23 protein-coding genes are annotated in these 19,689 nt (G+C 43.7%); all 23 read right to left on the reverse strand.

Translation table 11 applies throughout. The features are described 5' to 3' along the window. Positions 1-10 precede the first annotated feature (10 nt). The 23 genes from AC0L13_RS09930 to AC0L13_RS10040 all read right to left on the reverse strand — a co-directional run bounded on the left by AC0L13_RS09930 (position 11) and on the right by AC0L13_RS10040 (position 19,662). Entirely contained in the window at positions 11-1,126 is a 1,116-nt protein-coding gene (locus tag AC0L13_RS09930; RefSeq protein ID WP_473646547.1) for a prephenate dehydrogenase, read from the reverse strand. Between the two features lie 2 nt (positions 1,127-1,128). Next, complete coding sequence (hisC, locus tag AC0L13_RS09935) at positions 1,129-2,223, reverse strand: histidinol-phosphate transaminase (RefSeq protein WP_473646549.1); 1,095 nt, start codon at positions 2,221-2,223, stop codon at positions 1,129-1,131. 26 nt (positions 2,224-2,249) lie between these two features. Next, on the reverse strand, positions 2,250-2,615 hold the full coding sequence (aroH, locus tag AC0L13_RS09940) for a chorismate mutase (RefSeq protein ID WP_473646551.1): 366 nt from the start codon (positions 2,613-2,615) through the stop codon (positions 2,250-2,252). Then, positions 2,612-3,718 carry a 3-dehydroquinate synthase gene (gene aroB, locus AC0L13_RS09945; RefSeq protein WP_473646553.1) on the reverse strand — a complete coding sequence of 369 codons (1,107 nt, stop codon included), beginning with the start codon at positions 3,716-3,718 and terminating at the stop codon, positions 2,612-2,614. Before aroB ends, aroH begins: the two co-directional genes overlap by 4 nt. Before the next feature lies 1 nt (position 3,719). Next, positions 3,720-4,901, reverse strand: coding sequence for a chorismate synthase (gene aroC, locus AC0L13_RS09950; protein WP_473646555.1), 1,182 nt, complete (start codon positions 4,899-4,901; stop codon positions 3,720-3,722). 152 nt (positions 4,902-5,053) lie between these two features. Then, positions 5,054-5,824 (reverse strand): CheR family methyltransferase, encoded by a 771-nt coding sequence (locus tag AC0L13_RS09955; protein WP_473646558.1) that lies wholly within the window; start codon positions 5,822-5,824, stop codon positions 5,054-5,056. 31 nt (positions 5,825-5,855) lie between these two features. Beyond that, on the reverse strand, positions 5,856-6,266 hold the full coding sequence (locus AC0L13_RS09960) for a hypothetical protein (protein ID WP_473646560.1): 411 nt from the start codon (positions 6,264-6,266) through the stop codon (positions 5,856-5,858). Positions 6,267-6,318: 52 nt separating this feature from the next. Then, positions 6,319-6,765: a nucleoside-diphosphate kinase gene (gene ndk / locus AC0L13_RS09965; RefSeq protein WP_440499346.1), complete on the reverse strand. Its 447-nt coding sequence runs from the start codon at positions 6,763-6,765 to the stop codon at positions 6,319-6,321. 88 nt (positions 6,766-6,853) lie between these two features. Further along, positions 6,854-7,828: a polyprenyl synthetase family protein gene (locus tag AC0L13_RS09970; protein ID WP_473646566.1), complete on the reverse strand. Its 975-nt coding sequence runs from the start codon at positions 7,826-7,828 to the stop codon at positions 6,854-6,856. Between the two features lie 25 nt (positions 7,829-7,853). Continuing rightward, entirely contained in the window at positions 7,854-8,549 is a 696-nt protein-coding gene (locus AC0L13_RS09975; protein WP_473646569.1) for a demethylmenaquinone methyltransferase, read from the reverse strand. Positions 8,550-8,567: 18 nt separating this feature from the next. Continuing rightward, a complete protein-coding gene (locus AC0L13_RS09980) occupies positions 8,568-9,302 on the reverse strand; it encodes a heptaprenyl diphosphate synthase component 1 (RefSeq protein ID WP_473646572.1) in 735 nt (244 codons plus the stop codon). A 46-nt stretch (positions 9,303-9,348) separates the two neighbouring features. Next, complete coding sequence (mtrB, locus tag AC0L13_RS09985; RefSeq protein ID WP_440499350.1) at positions 9,349-9,570, reverse strand: trp RNA-binding attenuation protein MtrB; 222 nt, start codon at positions 9,568-9,570, stop codon at positions 9,349-9,351. A 71-nt stretch (positions 9,571-9,641) separates the two neighbouring features. Next, entirely contained in the window at positions 9,642-10,205 is a 564-nt protein-coding gene (gene folE, locus AC0L13_RS09990) for a GTP cyclohydrolase I FolE (RefSeq protein ID WP_473646574.1), read from the reverse strand. Positions 10,206-10,583: 378 nt separating this feature from the next. Further along, positions 10,584-10,856 (reverse strand): HU family DNA-binding protein, encoded by a 273-nt coding sequence (locus tag AC0L13_RS09995; RefSeq protein ID WP_037561579.1) that lies wholly within the window; start codon positions 10,854-10,856, stop codon positions 10,584-10,586. A gap of 432 nt (positions 10,857-11,288) precedes the next feature. Further along, complete coding sequence (spoIVA, locus tag AC0L13_RS10000) at positions 11,289-12,767, reverse strand: stage IV sporulation protein A (protein WP_473646580.1); 1,479 nt, start codon at positions 12,765-12,767, stop codon at positions 11,289-11,291. Positions 12,768-12,864: 97 nt separating this feature from the next. After that, complete coding sequence (locus tag AC0L13_RS10005; protein ID WP_473646584.1) at positions 12,865-13,587, reverse strand: hypothetical protein; 723 nt, start codon at positions 13,585-13,587, stop codon at positions 12,865-12,867. Continuing rightward, on the reverse strand, positions 13,584-13,790 hold the full coding sequence (locus AC0L13_RS10010; protein WP_473646586.1) for a DUF2768 domain-containing protein: 207 nt from the start codon (positions 13,788-13,790) through the stop codon (positions 13,584-13,586). Before AC0L13_RS10010 ends, AC0L13_RS10005 begins: the two co-directional genes overlap by 4 nt. A gap of 30 nt (positions 13,791-13,820) precedes the next feature. Continuing rightward, positions 13,821-14,840, reverse strand: a complete 1,020-nt coding sequence (locus tag AC0L13_RS10015; protein WP_473646589.1) for an NAD(P)H-dependent glycerol-3-phosphate dehydrogenase — start codon at positions 14,838-14,840, stop codon at positions 13,821-13,823. Positions 14,841-14,854: 14 nt separating this feature from the next. Beyond that, on the reverse strand, positions 14,855-16,165 hold the full coding sequence (der, locus tag AC0L13_RS10020; protein ID WP_440499356.1) for a ribosome biogenesis GTPase Der: 1,311 nt from the start codon (positions 16,163-16,165) through the stop codon (positions 14,855-14,857). A 122-nt stretch (positions 16,166-16,287) separates the two neighbouring features. Continuing rightward, complete coding sequence (gene rpsA, locus AC0L13_RS10025) at positions 16,288-17,427, reverse strand: 30S ribosomal protein S1 (RefSeq protein ID WP_473646593.1); 1,140 nt, start codon at positions 17,425-17,427, stop codon at positions 16,288-16,290. A gap of 80 nt (positions 17,428-17,507) precedes the next feature. Beyond that, complete coding sequence (locus AC0L13_RS10030; protein ID WP_473646596.1) at positions 17,508-18,089, reverse strand: lysophospholipid acyltransferase family protein; 582 nt, start codon at positions 18,087-18,089, stop codon at positions 17,508-17,510. Then, positions 18,086-18,766: a (d)CMP kinase gene (gene cmk / locus AC0L13_RS10035; RefSeq protein WP_473646599.1), complete on the reverse strand. Its 681-nt coding sequence runs from the start codon at positions 18,764-18,766 to the stop codon at positions 18,086-18,088. The genes AC0L13_RS10030 and cmk overlap by 4 nt, the downstream gene beginning before the upstream one ends. A 257-nt stretch (positions 18,767-19,023) precedes the next feature. Further along, positions 19,024-19,662 (reverse strand): flagellar brake protein, encoded by a 639-nt coding sequence (locus tag AC0L13_RS10040; protein ID WP_473646602.1) that lies wholly within the window; start codon positions 19,660-19,662, stop codon positions 19,024-19,026. Positions 19,663-19,689 lie beyond the last annotated feature (27 nt).

Below are 19,689 nucleotides of genomic sequence, written 5' to 3' on the forward strand. Positions count from 1 at the left end.
AGAAGCCCCCTTAGAGAATATGCATACTATAATCCGTTGTTTTTGCAAGAACGGTCCTTGCAGCCATTCGATCGTCAGCCGTTTGGAAACTGATGACGAGAATTCCGTAAACATCCGTCCGTGTCTCCACAATTCGTATGTTCGTTATGCTTATTTGTTCATCAGCAAGGATTTTCGTTATTTCAGAAATAATACCAGGATGATCTGGGATGTCGATATGTAAATCGAACGTCATATACAAGGCGCCTTGCACAGCTCCCTTGAAAGTGGAAGGCAAGTGGTCCCTGAATTCCTTAGCGTCGGAAAAGAAATTGTATATCCGATCGGGATCATTTTCCACGATCATCGAACGGATCGACTGCATTTCCTCCAGCCAACCATCCAATTGCCCAAGCAATTCTTCACGATTTTGAATCGTAATGTCCCGCCACATTGTCGGATCTGCGGAAGCGATACGCGTCAAATCACGGAAACCGCCAGCCGCGAGATTTTTCACGAAAGGCTGTTCTTTTTCCTGATCAGCCAGTCTTCCAACAAGTGAAGAAGCGATGATATGAGGAAAATGACTTACAATCGCAGTCATTCGATCATGTTCAGCTGCATCTAAGACGACGATTTTGCCTTTTGAAGGAGCCAACAGATCAGTCAGCCTATCTATTTGTTCAGAGCTTTCACGTTCGGAAGGTGTTAACACATAATATGCATTTTCGAAAAGATGCCCTTTAGCTGCCGCGATGCCGCTTTTATGGGATCCTGCCATCGGATGTCCGCCGATGAATGTCAAACCTCTGTTTTGAAGTCTTTCGGCAGCCTGCATGATTGGATTTTTCGTACTGCCCGTATCGGAAATGATGACATTTTCTTTGAATGTCCATTCCGAAGCTTCTTCCATCAATGCGATTGTCGTATTCACGGGAGTTGCAAAAATAATGAAATCCGCTTTTTCGCATGCCGCTTTTGCGGAAGGTGCGATTCTGTCAACGATACCTCGGCGGTAAGCTTCGTCTGCAGTTGCATATGAACGGTCAAAGCCTGTTATTTGTATATTACGGCCGCCACGTTTCAATGCTAGCGCCAGCGAGCCCCCTATGAGACCCAAGCCTATAATTGCTACATTATCAGTCATTTTTATCTACCTTTTTCTTGTAATAAGAGAGTAAATGCGTCAAGCAACCCAGTATTTTGTGATTCAGTCCCGATTGTAATTCTGACATATCCAGGAGTACCAAGTGCATTGCCGCTTCTAACGATAAAGCCATGCTGCAATAGGAATTCCGAAGCTTCATCGGCATCGTTCGGTACTTGTAGTAAGACGAAGTTCGTTTCGGAATCAAACATGTGGATTCCTTTTTCATCAGCAAATTTCTTGAAGCGCACTCTCTCTTTTTCATTAAACGTCCGGCATTTTTCGATGAATGCATCGTCTTCCAAAGCCTTGCTTGCAACAGCCACTGCAAGTGTATTGTTATTGAAAGGGTTTCGTACTTTGTTCAACTCGGTAATAATATCAGATGAGCCAACTGCATACCCTATTCTGAAAGACGCGAGACCATACGCTTTTGAAAATGTGCGCAATACGAGGATGTTAGGAAAACGATCCAATAATGTAATGGAGTCGACATGATTCGGATCGGTCACATATTCAAAATAAGCTTCGTCTAGGACGACAAGGATATTTTCAGGGACTCGTTTTAAAAAACGTTCCAATTCATCGCTTGGAATAAGACTTCCGGTAGGATTGTTAGGATTGCATACCCAAATGATGGCAGTCCGTTCATTTATCGCGTTAGCGAAATCATTCAAATCATGATAACCGTTCTTTAAAGGGATTTCTGTAATATCTGCCCCTTCAATTTTAGCATTATGAACGTATTGAGGAAACGACGGAGTCGGCATGATCGTATGGATTTGTTCAGCGAGCAACGCACGCGAAATGATCGAAATGATTTCGTCAGATCCATTTCCGAAGAGGATTGATGATTCGTCCACACTATGCTTTTCTGCCAGTTTTGCACGGAGAGTTGTCCCGTGCCCATCCGGATATATTTCAAACGGCATTGACGTGCTGCCTAAAAACTCGGTTACAGTAGATGCACAGCCGTACGGATTTTCATTCGAAGCTAATTTTACGACATTATCCAATCCATAAGCTTTTTTCACTTCTTCGATCGATCTGCCAGGTTTATAAGGCTTCATAGTGTTAAGAACTGTTTTCCACTGCATATGTATTCCTCCGGTCTGAATGTCTTTTAGTTTTGCAAATCAGGTCGTAGCTTCACTGCTTCGTTTTGATAAATATGTTTAATATCCTTTTGGCTCGTTTCAGAATTGACATGCATGAGAATTCGGATACATAACGGCAATGAGCCGGGCACGTCCATTTCATGCGTGCACATGACCGGTACGTATTTCCATCCATCAATCGTCCTGACTGCTTTGGCAGGAAAAGCTGATTCAATATCTCGTGTCGTTGAAATGATGACCGAAACGATTTCTTCAGGTGCTACGGCATTTTCTTTTGCCATTTCCATTACTAAAGTTCTCGTTGCATCAAGTACTAAGTCAGTTTGATCTGAGACAACGGTAGTCGCCCCCCTTACACCTCTTACTGTCATGACTGCTCCCCCATTCTGATTCTTTTCTGCAATTCAAGAAAAGCCTGTTCACATTCTTCGGCTGAAACTTTCATTACAAACGGTGTGCCCAGCTCTTCCAACATGACGAAATTCATTTCGCCGAATGCAGCTTTTTTATCTTTTTCCATGAAGACAAGGAAACTGCCAAATGTATGCTCCAAAACTGGTTCGAATGAATATCCATTCTTTTTTGCAAATTGAATGTAGCGATTTGTAAATGACGGGTCAATCTTTCCATGGTGTTCACTAAGAATGAAGCTGTACGCCATGCCGATCACAACACACTCCCCGTGACTCAGACCACCGAAGCCGCATACTGCTTCCACAGCGTGGCCGAATGTATGGCCGAAATTCAAAAACTTTCTTGTGGAATGTTCAAATTCATCTGTAGCAACGATCTCCGCCTTCACTTTGATCCCTTTTAACAATTCTTCCGATAACCATTCTTCTGCTGGTTTTGTAAAATTCTCTTCTTCCAGCAGCATTTCAGACCATTTCTCATCGGAAATGAATGCATGCTTGATCAATTCCGCCATACCCGAGCGAATTTCACGAGGCGGCAATGTTCGCAACAGTTTAGTATTGAATAAGACTGCTGACGGCTGATGGAAGGAACCGACCATGTTTTTCCCTTCCGGAAGATTGATGGCGGTCTTGCCTCCCACTGCACTGTCGTGTGCAAGGATAGTCGTCGGACATTGAATAAATCTGATTCCCCGCATGAATGTAGCGGCAACAAATCCTGTCAAATCTCCACATGCCCCTCCCCCAAATGCGATAAGGATGGAATTCCGGGTGAAATTCTCTCTTACTAAATAGGATTGGCATTCGAAATATACTTCCTGCGTTTTACAACTTTCCCCTTGAGGGACTATCTTTATAAAAGGTTCAACTCCAGCTTTTTGTAGGGCATCGAGAAGAACTGGCAAGTGAAGGTTGGCTGCTTGTTCATCAGCGATGACGCCCACTCGATCTGCACTTTCCAGCAAGTCGAGATAATCTGTCGATAACAAGTCATACACATGCTCTCCAATACGAACATCATATTGCGCGTCAGGCAATTGAACGGTCAGTTTCCCCATATTAGAACTCCTTTACATATTGTCGGTAGCGCTCGATCTCGTCCTTCAAGCCATCCATCGTATCGGATCGGAATTCATCCATAATCGCTTTCGCCACTTCTGTTGCAATGACATGCTCCGCAACAACGGACGCAGCCGGCACAGCACAAGGATCCGACCTCTCGATTGTCGCTACGAAAGGCTCCTTCGTATCGATATCCACGCTCTCAAGAGGCTTGTACAATGTAGGGATCGGTTTCATGACACCCCGGACGACAATCGGCATTCCTGTCGTCATACCGCCTTCAAGTCCACCGAGGCGATTCGATTTACGATAGTAGCCGAGTTCCTCCGACCACGCAATCTCATCATGTACTTCGCTGCCTGGTTTTTGTGCCATTTTAAAGCCTAATCCGAACTCTACACCTTTGAAAGCATTAATGCTCATCATGGCTCCAGCAAGCTTCCCATCCATTTTGCGGTCAAACTGGACGTAGCTGCCGATTCCTGGCGGACAGCCTTCTACAACGACCTCTACGACCCCTCCAAGCGTATCTCCGCGTCCTTTAATATCATCAATCGCTGCAACCATCCGTGCAGACGCCTCTTTATCCGCGCAATAGACAGGATCGTTTTCTATGATTGTTCGCAGCTCATCCATCGACAATCCGGAATACGTTTCAGGATCAGTTGTTATACCGCCAATTTCCGTCACATGTGCAACCGTGTTGATGTTTAACTGACGAAGGAACTGTTTCGCTACAGCGCCTATTGCTACACGCATCGTCGTCTCCCTTGCGGAGGATCTTTCAAGGACATTTCGCAAATCGCGATGTCCATATTTCATACCACCCACAAGGTCCGCATGACCTGGCCGCGGTCTTGTAATTTGTCTTTTTATATCCTCGGGATTTACATCGTCCGCCAATGGCTCGACTCCCATAATGTTCGTCCAATGTTTCCAATCGTCATTAACGACCGTCAATGTCACAGGCGATCCAATCGTCTTCCCATGCCTAACACCGGAAGTAATTAGCACCTGATCTTTTTCTATTTGCATCCGACGACCACGTCCATGGCCGCCTTGACGTCTTTTCAATTCGTTGTTGATCATTTCTGCCGTCAATGGCATTTGAGCGGGTAATCCTTCAATAATGGCTGTCAATTGTGGACCGTGTGACTCGCCAGCTGTAAAAAACCTCATTCCATTTCCTCCTTTATCTCTCTTCTTAAGGATGGATTAAACATCCGTTTCATAGCACTTTATCAAACTAAAACAATTTTGACTATAGGTATTAATGAAAAAATCCGGATATTTTCCGGATTTAAAGATAAATACGATATGAAAACGTTTTCTCAAAGTTTCCTGTAAAAGAATGTCTCTTCTGATTCAAATCCGTATTTCGATGGATTGAAAATCTGCTCGGTGCTTCCGACGAAAAGAATTCCACCTGGCTTTAGCGCTTTTGAAAAATCGGAGTAGATCTGATCCTTCGCCTCTTCCGTAAAGTAAATCATAACATTCCTGCAGACGATCAGGTCGAATCCAGAACCATACGGATCCCCTAACAGGTTTTGCTGTTTGAATTGGACTGTCTTTTTAATTTCATCTTTCACTTGGTAGTGATGTCCTTCATTAACGAAGTATTTATCCAAGATAGGTTTTGGAACTTCCTTCAATGATCGTTCTTGATACAGCCCGACTTTCGCACGCTCCAATACGCCTGCATCTAGATCTGTCGCTAAAATCGAGATATCCCTTAGGGGAACGTGAGAAGACAATACCATGGAAAGTGAATATGGTTCTTCGCCTGTTGAGCAGGCAGCACTCCATATTTTCAGCTTTTTGTTATCGGCAAGCAGCATAGGGAAGATTTTCTTATCAAGAACGTCCCAACGTTGTGCGTTCCGGTAAAATTCGGAAACATTGATTGTCATCCGATCGAGGAATTCATCGAGCAGTGTGTTGTCGTTATGTATTGCGGAATAATAGTCCGAAAAGTTGCGGAATCCCCTTTTCTCATAGAGGGACGTGAGCCTTCTTTTCATTTGTGCTTCTTTATATAATGATAAGTCGATTCCAGTCTTTTTCTTTATTTTCGATATGAAATCGATGTAGTCTGACATGCATAATCCCCCTGATACTCTTTTTCACCTATTATACCGGAAAGAAGGTAACAAATGTGACAATTCCCCAATGTGTCCTCTTTTGGACAAAGATACTTAGGGAGATACAAGTTATTGTCCAGATAACAGGATTTCCGGCAAGGCCGATGCTTGCTTTCAAAACTGTTTTCTTGAGCGCGGAATCGTATTCTTGAGCGTAAAACCGTATTCTTGGGCGCAGATCCACATTCTTGAGCGCGAAACCATATTCTTGAGCGCAGATCCGTATTCTTGAGCGCAGACCCGTATTCTTGAGCGCGAAACCACATTCTTGAGCACGAAACCATATTCTTGAGCGCAGATCCGTATTCTTGAGCGCGAAACCACATTCTTGAGCGTAAAACCGTATTCTTGAGCGCAGCACCATATTCTTGAGCGCAAAATACATTGCTGATATTTTCATTTAATAAAAAAACAGCCCCGCATTTGACTGCGAGGCTGTTTGTGGATATGGATTAGTTGATCCAGCTTACGATTGATTTGTCATAGCTGACAAGCTCTTCTTCTTTGAAGAAAAGATTGATTTCACGAACTGCAGATTCTGGTGAATCTGAACCGTGGATGATGTTTTTGCCGACAGTTACAGCGAAATCGCCGCGGATTGTTCCAGGAGCAGACTCCTTAGGATTCGTCGCACCCATCATCAAACGTGCTGTTGAAATAACGTTTTCACCTTCCCAAACCATTGCGAAAACTGGTCCAGAAGTGATGAAATCTACAAGCTCCCCAAAGAACGGGCGCTCTTTATGTTCGCCATAATGTTGCTCAGCAAGTTCTTGGCTGATTTGCATCAATTTACCGCCGACCAATGTGTATCCTTTGCTTTCAAAACGGCTTACGATTTCACCGATCAAGTTACGTTGAACGCCATCAGGTTTAACCATTAAAAATGTTCTTTCCATTTATAAACACTCCTTCACATATGTATGGAATTTTATCCTTACTGATCGTACCACTCGGATCACAATCTTTCAACTAGTATCCTTATGCTCAGAACTTTCTTTTTCCGAGGAAGTCCGCTATTTGCAATAGTGCTTTCTTCGCGTCGTTATCCGGCAAAGATTCCACTTCCGCGATCGCTTTCCTCAAATACATATCACTCACTTGCTGTGATTTTTCTATAGCGCCGGATTGGCGGATATAAGCAAGCATTTTGACACGATCATCTTCCGTTAACGTTCCGTCAAAAGAACGGTGCAAAAACGGCTGGAATTCTGGTTCATCTTTTATGTATAATGTCGGCAAAGTCAAATGCCCATTTAACAAGTCGCTGCCAGCAGGTTTTCCAAGCTTTTCATCTGTCGACGTAATGTCCAAAATATCGTCTACGATTTGGAAAGCCATTCCCGCAAAATAGCCGAACCTTTTCAGCTTGCCCACAACGTCAGGACTAGCGTTGGAGACGAGGGCTCCTAATTCACAGCTGGAAGAGAGCAATAATGCTGTTTTTCTTTTAATGCGCCGCAAATAGTCACGGAAAGTCTGATCTGTTTTTTGTTGGTATTCAAATTGAATAATTTCACCTTTACAAATCTCCAACATCGTTTTAGCAAGTAGTTGGTGAACCGCAGATTTTTCAATCTCTCCGATGGAAACGAGTGCACGCGAAAAGATATAGTCGCCGGTATACATAGCAATCCGGTTATTCCATCTAGCCTTCACCGTTTCAAAGCCTCTACGAAAATCCGAATTATCGATGACGTCGTCATGAACTAACGATGCCATATGGATCAATTCCAAGGATACTGCTACTTTCGCCACATTTTCCATTGAATATTCACCGAACTTGGATGAAAGTATGACAAATATAGGGCGGATCCTTTTTCCACCTGCCCTTAATAGCAGGAGGGAAGCTTGTCGAATGACCGGGGAAGAGGAGTCGACGGATCTTTCAAGTTCCTTTTCGATGAATGACAGATCTTTTCGGAAATCTGCGTATAACGACATTAACTTCAATTTCTCCAAGACGATTACCTTCCCCTACTTGCAATTATTTGAACGCGATGTGCCCTGCTGCAGCTCCACCGCTATATTTCTTATAAGATACTTCCCGAAAACCTGCATCTACGAACATTTGAGCAAGCTGCTTCGTTCCTGGGAAATCATCTGCCGATTCTTGAAGCCAAGAATACTCTTTATAGCTTTTGGCAAAGAGCTTTCCAAAGAAAGGCATAATGTATTTAAAATAAAAACGGAATAATTGACGATATACCGGAATTTCAGTTTGTGATGTTTCCAAACAAGCTGCCATTCCACCGGGCTTCAGTACGCGGTTCATTTCCTTTAGAACTTGTCCATAGTCAGGGACGTTGCGCAGTCCGAATCCGATCGTCACATAATCGAAACTGTTATCAGGAAAAGGCAATTCCATCGCATTCCCTTGGATAAGGTCGACCATAGGATATGTAGCGACTTTAGGTCTTCCGGATGCAAGCATGCTTTCACTGAAATCAAGTCCGGTAACTTTCCCTTCCGGCCCGACAGCTTCGGCTAACGCAATTGTCCAGTCCGCAGTGCCACAGCAAACATCCAAAGCACTCGATCCTTTTTGCACATTCATTCGAATCATAATATCATTTCGCCATTTTTTATGTTGGTTGAAGCTGATGACAGAATTCATCTTATCATAATCAACAGCAATCTTCTCAAAGACGTGATGGACTTTCTCTTCCTTGGATGTCCCCATAAGTCTTCCCTTCTTTCTCTAAATAGGCTTGCCTAAAAGCGGAGCCGCAAACCTATGGATTTCCTGCCTTAAAAACGGGTTCAAAAACTCAGCTTCCGCAAGCTGTTTTTGCAACCTCGTTGATAATTCAGAAATAGCATATTCCATATCAGCCTTTTTGATCCTATTTCCAGTAGAGGCTTGATCGATCGCAGGATCTTTTTTCAACTTTCTGAAAAACCAAATGAGCCCCAATGCTGTTTCCGTAATTTTTGAATATCTTGAAAAACCATATGTTCTATGGAATTCAACGATACATCCAGATTCTATGCAAATCCTCGAGTCGATTAGCATTTCGATTCCATCGGTTTCTTCCATTAACAGATTCGTTTTCGTCTCGTTAATGTATCCGATCATTTTCGACAATGATGTAATGAAAGTAAAATCTGGAAGCGATGATAATAAACGATAATGAATGCCGCTAAAATGATCCCCTGAAAGGACCATTAGCTGCTGTTCTCTTGAAGTGGCGTCCAAGATGTCCACTCTGTCATGCATGTCGAAGGCCGCGTGTACAGCGCCTACTGCAATCGCAGATATATTCAGCTCGGAGGTCCATTCCTCATCATTCAAAAACGGTAAAAGGAGGAAGAACGCCTTCGCTTCGTCAAGTGGCATCTTCCCAAGATCCCGATTCACAACAGGCTCTTGTATGGAACATTCGACTTCGCTTATATAATTTTGAATATATCGATTGATAGTTTGTCTGTCCATCTTCGGTTCTCCATTCAAAGACCTAGTGAATAGTGGTCCAGTATGACTATTCTTTCCCTTCGCTGTAGACAATACCATGCGCCGAGTGGATTTCGGCTTTTCCGCGAATTTTCATGGCGGATGTATGCTCAGTGAATTGGGCAATCATCACTTCCCCACGATCCAATTTTTCGGTGTGATGGAATTTCGTATCATTGCCTCTAGTCAGCCCGATGACGTTCACTCCGTCTTCTTGTGCTTTGATCATGATAAAATCAGGTTGTGACATGTTTTCATCTCCTGTCATCCATATACATCCCATCATATCATAGAAATGAATTGATCCGCAAAGGCATCAGATCACTTCAGAAGAGACAGAATTTCTGCTCTTTTCACATCGTCATGCTCATAAATCCCACGAGCGACTGTTGTTACTGTTTTGGCTCCAGGTTTCTTAATGCCTCTCATCGTCATGCACATATGTTCCGCTTCGATAATGACATAGACCCCTATTGGATTTAGCATGTCCATCATCGCGTTAGCAACGGTAGATGTAATTCTTTCCTGAAGTTGTGGACGTTTCGCAGTCGTTTCAACAGCTCTAGCTAATTTGCTGAGCCCTGCAACGACTCCGTTACGTGGTATGTATGCGATATGGGCATGTCCGTAGAATGGGACAAGGTGATGTTCGCACATCGAATGAAACGGGATGTCTTTCACTAGGACCACTTCATCATGGTTCTCGTGGAATACCGTTTCAAAATATTGTTTTGGATCTTTATGTAGTCCTTCAAAAACTTCTGCATACATTTTCGCGACACGTTTCGGGGTGTCGAGCAATCCTTCCCGTTCGGTGTCTTCTCCTATTGCTTCTAGGATCATCGAAACGGCTTTTTCTATTTTACCGAGATCCACTTCAGTCATACAGACTTCCTCCTTATCGCAATCTAATCCTATTCCTTCAAAGATAGTAGCATACTCACACGGATACGTACAGCAAGCGCCGTTACGAAGAACGGCGTTTGCGAGCAAAAGCGCAGCGTTGCGAGCACAAGAACGACGTTTGCGAGCAAAAGCGCAGCGTTGCGAGCACAAGAACGACGTTTGCGAGCACAAGCGCAGCGTTGCGAGCAGAATTAAGGCAACGTCCCCGGAAGCGAGAGATGGAAAGGAAAGCAACTGCCTGTGCTTTAGGTTATCCTTTTGTGCGGCTCAAGTATACTATTATGGTTACATAAAAGGAGCCCGTCCACATTTATGTCAATGAGACATAGCGGAGGGGCTCCTATGTAAACTTAAAGATTACTTAACAGCATCTTTAAGCGCTTTACCTGCTTTGAACGCAGGAACTTTGCTTGCTGCGATTTCGATTTCTTCACCAGATTGTGGGTTGCGCCCTTTACGAGCAGCACGCTCACGTACTTCGAAGTTACCGAATCCGATCAATTGTACTTTATCACCATTAGCAAGTGTCGATTGGATTGTATCGAATACAGCTTCAACCGCTTTAGTAGCGTCTTTTTTCGTCAGACCTGCCGCTTCGGCAACTGAGTTGATCAATTCTGTTTTGTTCACACCATTCACCTCCTCTCAAAGGATGATGTCAGCTTTTTAATGTCCAGCTATGGGCGCCAACAGGATGCCTTAATTTCTGCAAAAACCGCAGAAATTAAGGCAAATCGAACACTTCGCAGTTCGATTGGCTCGGGGTCTTAAGTCAAAGCTGCTCTGTGGCAAAATTCGCCACTCCGCACCTTCTCCTTATGCCTGTCGCCTCTAGGCAGGCGCTCTCCGCTTTTCTTTACTGTACAAAGAGTAACACACTCAAAACCGCGGTGCAACAATATTATCAACGTTTCTGGGGGTTTTTCGGTTTATTTTAGGAAAAAAATAAAAGACCCGTCAAAAACGGATCTTTTTCTGAAAAAACGTAGTATTTTGCTTGACATATCAGGCTTTACCCCTCCTTAAAGAGGTCGACAAACATACTCCCGCAAAACATCTATCTTAAACGATAAATGTGATCATGCCCTTATTGCCGTCATTGACCATTTGCTCAATCGTTTCTCTAAGTCTTTTCCTTGCATTTGGCGGAACTGAAGACGTTTTGAATCGGATGCTCTCTTTCATCACTTCATGCAATGGCGTGCCGAAGAGCTGTGTTTGCCAAAGGGCATCTCTATCATGCAGATAAGCGTTCTTCAATTCCTTCAACAAGTGGTGACTATGGAATTCAGAGCCGATCAACGGCGAGAATTCTGCGTCCATGTCAATGCGGATAATATGAAGGGATGGGGCCGATGCCTTCATGCGGACACCATAGAAATTCTCTTGCTTGATGAGTTCCGGTGGCGACGGCTGGAAATCATCGATTGTCGGCAATGCGACTCCATAACCGCTCTTCTTGGCGGTTTCGATCGCTTCCGAATACATATCATATGATTTTTTCGCTTTTACAGCGTCTTTGACAAACATGAGCCAATCTTTTTTCGTTTTCAATTCTTGTTGCATGATGTTCTCGCAAACTTCACGGAATGCCTGTTCATCCATCTCGATATTGACGGTCGCTTTCCCTTTCCCCGCGTCTACATCGACGACTTCTGCATGTCTGACGTATTTTTCGTCTTTCAACCGCTCGGCAAGCTCTTGTACTTTCCGGATTTTCGATGCAACGAGGAATCCTTCATTGATGACATTGTCAATCGCTGAATTCAATTCATGATCGGACCCCAGTACATCCATCCAATCCGGCTTTTGTACTTCGATGTCCGTAATCGGGAATTCATAAAGAGCTTCCTTTAGGATCAGTTGAATTTCTTGAGCATTCAGTTGGTCGGCACTGATTGCTATGACGGGTACTCCATGTTTTTCATGCAGCTGTTCCTTCAGGGCAGCTGTCTTTTCATGAGCAGGCATTTTGGAGTTCAAGACAATGACAAACGGTTTGCCGATTTCCTTCAGCTTTCCGACGATTTCCTCTTCAGCCACCTCCGCAGCCGCTCTTGGAATATTGTTCACTGTCCCATCCGTCGTTACTAAGATACCAATCGTGGAATGGTCTCGAATCACTTTGTCCGTTCCGATGCGTGCCGCTTCCTCAAAAGGTATCGGTTCATTATGCCAAGGAGTATGAACATATTTTGGACCATCCTCATCCTCATATCCTTTCACTCCATCGATCACATAACCTACGCAGTCCGCAAGCCTAACTTGGAAAGATAGCTCCCCCTCCCCGATCGAAACTTGGGTGCCTTGTGCTGGAACGAATTTCGGCTCAGACGTCATGATGATCGGACCTGGCGAGCTTTGTGGCAATTCATCCTGTGCTCTTGCCCTATCACCTGCATCCGTCATATTCGGTATGACGACCTCCTCCATCACTCTTTTCACGAAAGTCGATTTACCAACACGAACAGGGCCGACCACACCTATATAAATATCCCCGTCCGTTCTCCTAGCCAGATTTTCATATAACTCCTCTTTCATACTTAGCCCTCCTTTTTTCGCGCATATTAGTTTATGTAAACGAAAAACGTTTCATGCTAAAAATGCATGAAACGTTTTGATTTCCCTATGATGTTTATTATTTCTTCTTCATAAAAATCGGTTCGTTTTTTTCATTTACTGTGTAAGGCAAGGAATAAGCCGGCAAAATCGGATTCGAATCAGCTAGGAGATAACGGATATCCTCTCCTTCATCCACATCCGGTTTTTGCTCTTGTAAAAGCCTGTTCAAGTCGATGGAATAATCAACATAAAAATGTCCGTCCCCACCTACAACAATCGGAAGCAAAGCGTCTGAATAGGGGCTTTCAACTTTCAAAGGCTCCTTGAATCCCATCGCTTCAAAATCGATTTCATACACGTTTTCCCCTACAGGGTCTTTGAATGGGAGCTTTCCATTAATATGTCTTCTTAGATTCAAATCACGTATGCGTTCGGCTATTCTCAAGTCGACAAGTTTAACAGTAGGGTTTTCCTCGACATCCATTAGGACATATTGATAAATGCCTCCAGTTTCATAGGCGTTGGAGGGGATTTTTTCAGTGTATGCCGGAACGATCTTGGAAAATTCGATCGGGTACTTTATGTACATGTCAGTTTCATTTTCCCTCGTCTTGATTGGAAGAAGTCCACCGGTGTTTTCCTTATATGAATTGACTGCTTTTTGAACGGCTTCAATTTGTTCTTCATATGGATTTTCTTGTGCTGCTTTTTCATCTTCCGGGTACAAACATCCCGAAAGTACAAGTGAAATGGCTGTTACTAAGAAAAACAAAGTGTATTTTTTTCGAATCATTTTCATCTTGCTCCCCCAGTCGGCCCGCTGAATACAAGGTATACCATTGCAAAAAATGAGAATATCAATAAAGAATAAGCGATAAGGGCAAATAGGAATTTTAATAATCTATTTGATAGCTTATGTCTGCTCAAATAAATGAGTCCCATGGAAATTGCCATGAAACCCATTGCGTAAAACGACAGCCACATTTTATCTAATGAGGACAAACGAATCATCCTTTCATGTCTCGGAACACATTATTTGAAAAATATATCTTCGATTTCCTGTTTCTTCATCCTGCTCATGAGCTGATCGACAGCTTCCTTTGGAGGTACATTATCGAAAAGGATGGAATACAAAGCTTCGGTCAACGGCATCGACACATCGTATCGCTCGGAAAGTTGATGGGCGGCTTTTGTTGTACGGACCCCTTCAATGACCATTCCCATACCGGAAATCACTTCATCCAATGACTTCCCTTGACCCAATAGATTGCCGGCCTTCCAATTCCGCGAATGGACGCTTGTGCAAGTTACGATTAAGTCTCCAAGACCGGTCAAACCCGAAAACGTTAGCGGATTCGCTCCCATCTTCATGCCGAGTCTTGTGATCTCTGCCAACCCACGCGTAATAAGTGCTGCTTTGGCATTATCCCCATAGCCGATGCCATCTGAGATTCCTGCAGCAAGGGCGATGACATTCTTCAATGCAGCCCCTATTTCAACACCAATCAGATCATCGTTCGTATAAACCCGGAAATATTGATTCATGAATAGGTCTTGTACACGTTTTGCTGCTTCACTATCGAAGGAGGCAGCCGTAATTGTCGTCGGATGGCGAAGGACGACCTCTTCGGCATGGCTCGGTCCTGAAAGCGCGACGATCGCCTGTCGATTGTCCGAGGAGATTTCCTCTTCAATCACTTCGGAGATTCGTTTCAATGAATCCGGCTCAATTCCTTTAGAAACATGGACGATCAACTTTGGATTACTGACAATCTTTTCAATATCTGCACATAGGTCCCGAATCGCTTTCGTCGGAACTGCAATGACGATCATATCGGAATGATTGACTGCCGCTTCCAAGTCCGAGATTGCTTTCAAATTAGCTGGCAATGTAATGCCTGGCAAATACGAAGCATTCGTATGCTGCTCATTGATTTCAGCGGCTTGTTCAGCCCTTCTCGTCCATAGCAGGCAATCATGGCCATTTTCTGCAAGGACAAACGCGATTGCGGTCCCCCAGCTGCCTGCCCCGATTACTGACACTCTTTCCAATATCTTCACCTCATTTAACTTCTTGCTCGTGTAATAAGCCGGATTGGCGTTCCTTCAAACCCGAATGATTCCCTTAGACGATTTTGTAAAAATCGTTCATAAGAAAAATGCATCAATTCCGGTTCATTGACAAATACAATGAAGACCGGTGGTTTGATCGCCACTTGCGTTGCATAATAAATACGCAGCCTGCGACCTTTATCCGAAGGGGCTGGATTGCGTGCGACGGCATCTTCGATTACTTCATTCAGAACACTCGATTGGATGCGCATTGCATGGTTTTCACTGATCATTTTAATTTGATCGAACAAAGTTGTTACACGCTGCTTCGTTTTTGCTGACACGTAGGCAATTGGCGCGTAATCAAGGAATAAGAAGTTTTTGCGAATATCTTCCGTGAAACGATTCATCGTTTTATCGTCTTTCTCGATAGCATCCCATTTATTCACAACAAACATAATGCCTTTCCCGGCTTCCTCTGCATAACCAGCAATACGCTTATCTTGTTCGCGGATCCCTTCTTCACCGTTAATGACAATCAAGACGACATCAGAACGGTCGATTGCTTTTAACGCCCGCAATACGCTGTATTTCTCCGTATTCTCATACACTTTTCCTTTTTTCCGCATACCTGCAGTATCGATAATTTTATACTTCTGACCTTCAAACTCATAAGAAGTATCGATTGCATCCGTAGTCGTTCCGGCAACGTCGCTTACGATAACCCTGTCTTCTCCGAGCAGCGCGTTAACGAGGGATGATTTCCCTACGTTCGGTCTACCGATCAATGAAAAACGGATGACATCATCCTCTTCGATTTCTTCACCCGGTTCCGGGAAACTTGCAGCAACAGCATCCAGCAAATCGCCAAGGCCGATTCCGTGTGAGCCTGAAATTGGATAGGGATCGCCAAAACCGAGTGAGTAAAAATCATAGATCATATCACGCATATCCGGATTATCGATTTTATTCACCGCTAACACGATTGGTTTCTTCGTTTTGTAAAGAATTTTAGCGACATGCTCATCTGCATCCGTCACACCTTCTCGTCCATTCGTCAAAAAGATGATGACATCCGCTTCGTCAATCGCAATTTCCGCCTGAAGCCTGATCTGTTCCAGGAATGGCTCGTCTCCGATATCAATGCCGCCAGTATCAATCAAATTAAAATCATGTGAGAGCCAATCTGCCGAACTATATATCCGGTCCCTCGTTACGCCGGCCACGTCCTCTACAATCGAAATTCGTTCTCCAACGATACGGTTGAAGATTGTAGACTTTCCTACATTCGGCCTTCCAACGATCGCTACGGTTGGTTTATTCATAATTAAAACACCCTTCCAGTATATCTCTTGTGTATTATACACAAAAAAGATGATGATGCCTATGTAAGCACCATCACCCATACAGTTGTGTTTCATTCGTTTGTTCGATAATTTGACAAAAATTATTCAGTGAACTTTTTCAACTGATCTCCGATGACATCGCTCAAAGAGAAACCTGTTTCTTCTTTCATTTCATAATCACCGTATGACTCAGTTTCTTCCTTCTCGAGAAGATCTTTGATGCTGAGGGAAAGACGTTTTTCTTCCGCGTTCACATCGACAACTTTCACATCAACTTTTTGGCCTTCCTGCAATACTTCATGCGGCGTTCCGATATGCTGATGAGAAATTCGAGAAATGTGGACGAGACCTTCCACTCCAGGGAATACTTCAACGAATGCGCCATAGGAAACGAGACGTTTCACTATGCCTTCGAATACTGACCCTTTCGGCGCTCTCTCTTCAATGTTTTCCCACGGTCCAGGCAATGTTTCTTTGATAGATAATGAAATCCGTTCCGAATCACGATCGACCGAAAGGACTTTCACTTTTACCTTTTCGCCTTCTTTCAAGACATCGGACACCTTTTCGACGTGCTCATGGGATAGCTGTGAAATATGAACCAAGCCATCGACTCCGCCGATATCGACGAAAGCTCCGAAAGAAGCGATGCGCTGAACTGTTCCTTCAAGCACTTGGCCTTCTTTCAGTTCTTCAAGCACTTCTTCTTTCTTGTTCGCCTTTTCCTCTTGTAGGACAGCGCGATGAGAAAGGATAAGACGATTTTTTTCCTTGTCCATCTCTACGATTTTAAATTCCATTGTACGACCTTTATAATCTTCGAATGATTCAACGAAATGATCTTCAACAAGTGATGCTGGAATAAAACCGCGGACGCCAAGGTCGACGACGAGGCCGCCTTTTACAACATCCTTCACTTCTGTTTCGATAGTTTCTTGATTATTGAATTTTTCTTCAAGGGAATCCCATGCATTTTCTGCATCGACTTTCCGTTTGGAAAGGACGTAATTTTCATCTTCCACTTTCGTGATGATCAATTCAAGTTCATCACCAACTTGTACTGCGTCAGATGCCTTTTCAATGTGTAGACTCGATAGTTCACTGATGGGGATGACACCATCAAAAGGCGCTCCAGTAATTTCGACTAAAACGGATTTGTCTTCGATTTTTGTCACTTTTCCAGTGACTCGGTCACCTTCTTTATATCCGTTCAATTCATCTAAATTCATTTCTTCAGTCATATGTAGTCCTCCTCCATAATGAATCCTATCTCTATATTATTCGAATCGATGCATAAAAACAAAAAATTACCCTTATCAATTTATTTATGTTGTTCCAAAAGGTTGCGGATTTCGTTCATGATCACTTCTGTCACTTCTTCCGCAGATGCCTTCCTTTCGCGGTAAGGAGCCATCTCTATCGGCTTGCCGTAGACTACCTTCAACTTACGGAATGGTTTATACGGCCCAATGATTGCACAAGGCATTACGTCTGCATCACCTTTTAACGCAAAGAAGCCCGCACCTGCAAGCCCCTTTCCAAGTTCTCCAGTCTTGCTTCTTGTCCCTTCCGGAAACATGCCGACAACTTCACCGCCACGCAATAATTTCAAAGCGGTCCTGAAAGCTTCCCTGTCACTCATCCCTCGTTTTACGGGAAATGCGTTTACTTGCGGAAGAATGGTTTTCAAGATGGGAACTTTGAAAAGTTCTTCCTTCGCCATGAAATGGACAGTTCTCGGGCAAGTAATACCGACAACAGGTGGATCGAAATTATCTATATGGTTCGTGCAAAGAAGGATCCCACCTTCTGTAGGGAAATTCTCTTTGCCTATTACTTTAATCCTGTAGAGGGGATAGAATATCGTGCTTACGAGAGATTTTCCAAATGGATATAGATTCATCGTTCCATCCTCATTTCCGCGAGCTCTATCACTTTGTCGGCGACTTCTTCGATGGACAACGACGTTGTATCAACCAGGATTGCATCGTCCGCTTTCTTCAAAGGAGACACTTCCCGTTCACTATCAGCACGGTCGCGCTGTTCGATTTCTTCTTTCAGACGGCTTAGCGAAGAATGGATTCCACGCTTTTCATTTTCTTGAAAACGTCGTTCCGCTCTCTCATCGACTGAAGCAGTCATGAAGATTTTCAAGTCAGCATCGGGTAAAACTGCTGTTCCAATATCACGACCGTCCATGACGACACTTGTACCTTTTGCAAGGTCCCTCTGCTTATCCACCATTAATTTCCGGACTGTCGAGTGTGCAGCCACTTGGGAAACGGAAGCAGTCACTTCTTGTGATCTAATTTCGTCAGAACAATCGACTCCGTCGATCAATACAGCTTGGCCTCCAGTATTGTCGGGAATTAAGAGAATTTCAGTATCCTCGAGCAACTCCGCTAGATCGTGGTCACTATCCATATTTATGCCAGACTGGATTGCTTTATGCGTCAAAGCGCGATACATTGCACCTGTATCGATATAGGTGTAACGTAATTTTTGTGCAATCTTTTTTGCAATCGTACTTTTACCTGCTGCTGCAGGTCCGTCAATTGCAATGATAAAACCTTTTAACATATCATCTACCCCCGAATTCAATTCGAAAACATTGTATCATAATCCAGCTTCAGGTGGCAGGTGCTCGGGTCATAAGTTTAAGCTGATTTGAAAGCCGTCACGAAGAACGGCTTTTGCGAGTAAAAGCGCTGCGTTACGAGAATGGTTCGCCACTCCACATCTTCCCCTTATGCCTGTCGCACCTAAACGCCACCTTTCGCTTTCTATCAGAAAAGGGAAAAGTCCTGAACTAACAGGTCTTTCCCCTAAGTAATCCTTTACTTTGCATTTCTTGCCTGCAGTTGTCTCTCAAAGCAGAAACGGATGATATTCTGCCGATCCGTCGTATCGATTTTGGAAAATTGCATGGAGGCAATCCGCCTGTCATCCTTTTCCCAAATTCGCACAGCTTTCGCTTCAGTTCGAATGTACTTTATATCATCATTGACAAAGGGCAACACAATTGTCAACTCCACAGTTTCAGTCTCTTCGAAGGAATCCGCTTGACCGATATTGAGTGCGACGCCGCCAGCGCTTATATCTTCCGCTACAAATTGTTGAAAGAAGCCTCCAAAATCGACAGCGACATCAATAGCAGTTTCCACTCTGACAAATTCGCGTCTTTGTATTTTGATTAATTGATCATCACCCGGATAGGTCAATTTCAACATCGGAATACCTTTATTCACCCTACCTGTCACTTCGGCACGGAATGCATATGACATTTTATTCTCAACGAAGGAGACTAGTAACTGAGTCCCATCCATGAAGAATGCGGTTTTGCCCGTTTCAATGTGGGCCGGGTAATCGATCATGACAAAGCCGTCACCAAAATCGACAACTTTACTTTTAAACTTGTCACCGCGTTCGGTGAAATCCTTATCGATTGTTAAAGTCGTGCCAATTGAAAGCCGCATTGGATTACACCTACCTTTAATAGATAT

This window comes from Sporosarcina sp. QA0331 (assembly GCF_055808055.1).

Bases quoted from the DNA above. Each gene is read 5' to 3' on its own strand.
- aroC (WP_473646555.1), bottom strand. From the start codon at position 4,901: ATGAGGTTTTTTACAGCTGGCGAGTCACACGGTCCACAATTGACAGCC.
- aroB (WP_473646553.1), bottom strand. From the start codon at position 3,718: ATGGGGAAACTGACCGTTCAATTGCCTGACGCGCAATATGATGTTCGT.
- AC0L13_RS09975 (WP_473646569.1), bottom strand. From the start codon at position 8,549: ATGGGGACATCCAAGGAAGAGAAAGTCCATCACGTCTTTGAGAAGATT.
- AC0L13_RS10005 (WP_473646584.1), bottom strand. From the start codon at position 13,587: ATGAAAATGATTCGAAAAAAATACACTTTGTTTTTCTTAGTAACAGCC.
- AC0L13_RS10030 (WP_473646596.1), bottom strand. From the start codon at position 18,089: ATGAATCTATATCCATTTGGAAAATCTCTCGTAAGCACGATATTCTAT.
- folE (WP_473646574.1), bottom strand. From the start codon at position 10,205: ATGACTGAAGTGGATCTCGGTAAAATAGAAAAAGCCGTTTCGATGATC.
- hisC (WP_473646549.1), bottom strand. From the start codon at position 2,223: ATGCAGTGGAAAACAGTTCTTAACACTATGAAGCCTTATAAACCTGGC.
- cmk (WP_473646599.1), bottom strand. From the start codon at position 18,766: ATGTTAAAAGGTTTTATCATTGCAATTGACGGACCTGCAGCAGCAGGT.
- AC0L13_RS09930 (WP_473646547.1), bottom strand. From the start codon at position 1,126: ATGACTGATAATGTAGCAATTATAGGCTTGGGTCTCATAGGGGGCTCG.
- der (WP_440499356.1), bottom strand. From the start codon at position 16,165: ATGAATAAACCAACCGTAGCGATCGTTGGAAGGCCGAATGTAGGAAAG.
- ndk (WP_440499346.1), bottom strand. From the start codon at position 6,765: ATGGAAAGAACATTTTTAATGGTTAAACCTGATGGCGTTCAACGTAAC.
- AC0L13_RS09960 (WP_473646560.1), bottom strand. From the start codon at position 6,266: ATGAAAATATCAGCAATGTATTTTGCGCTCAAGAATATGGTGCTGCGC.
- rpsA (WP_473646593.1), bottom strand. From the start codon at position 17,427: ATGACTGAAGAAATGAATTTAGATGAATTGAACGGATATAAAGAAGGT.
- aroH (WP_473646551.1), bottom strand. From the start codon at position 2,615: ATGACAGTAAGAGGTGTAAGGGGGGCGACTACCGTTGTCTCAGATCAA.
- mtrB (WP_440499350.1), bottom strand. From the start codon at position 9,570: ATGTCACAACCTGATTTTATCATGATCAAAGCACAAGAAGACGGAGTG.
- AC0L13_RS10040 (WP_473646602.1), bottom strand. From the start codon at position 19,662: ATGCGGCTTTCAATTGGCACGACTTTAACAATCGATAAGGATTTCACC.
- spoIVA (WP_473646580.1), bottom strand. From the start codon at position 12,767: ATGAAAGAGGAGTTATATGAAAATCTGGCTAGGAGAACGGACGGGGAT.
- AC0L13_RS09955 (WP_473646558.1), bottom strand. From the start codon at position 5,824: ATGTCAGACTACATCGATTTCATATCGAAAATAAAGAAAAAGACTGGA.
- AC0L13_RS09980 (WP_473646572.1), bottom strand. From the start codon at position 9,302: ATGGACAGACAAACTATCAATCGATATATTCAAAATTATATAAGCGAA.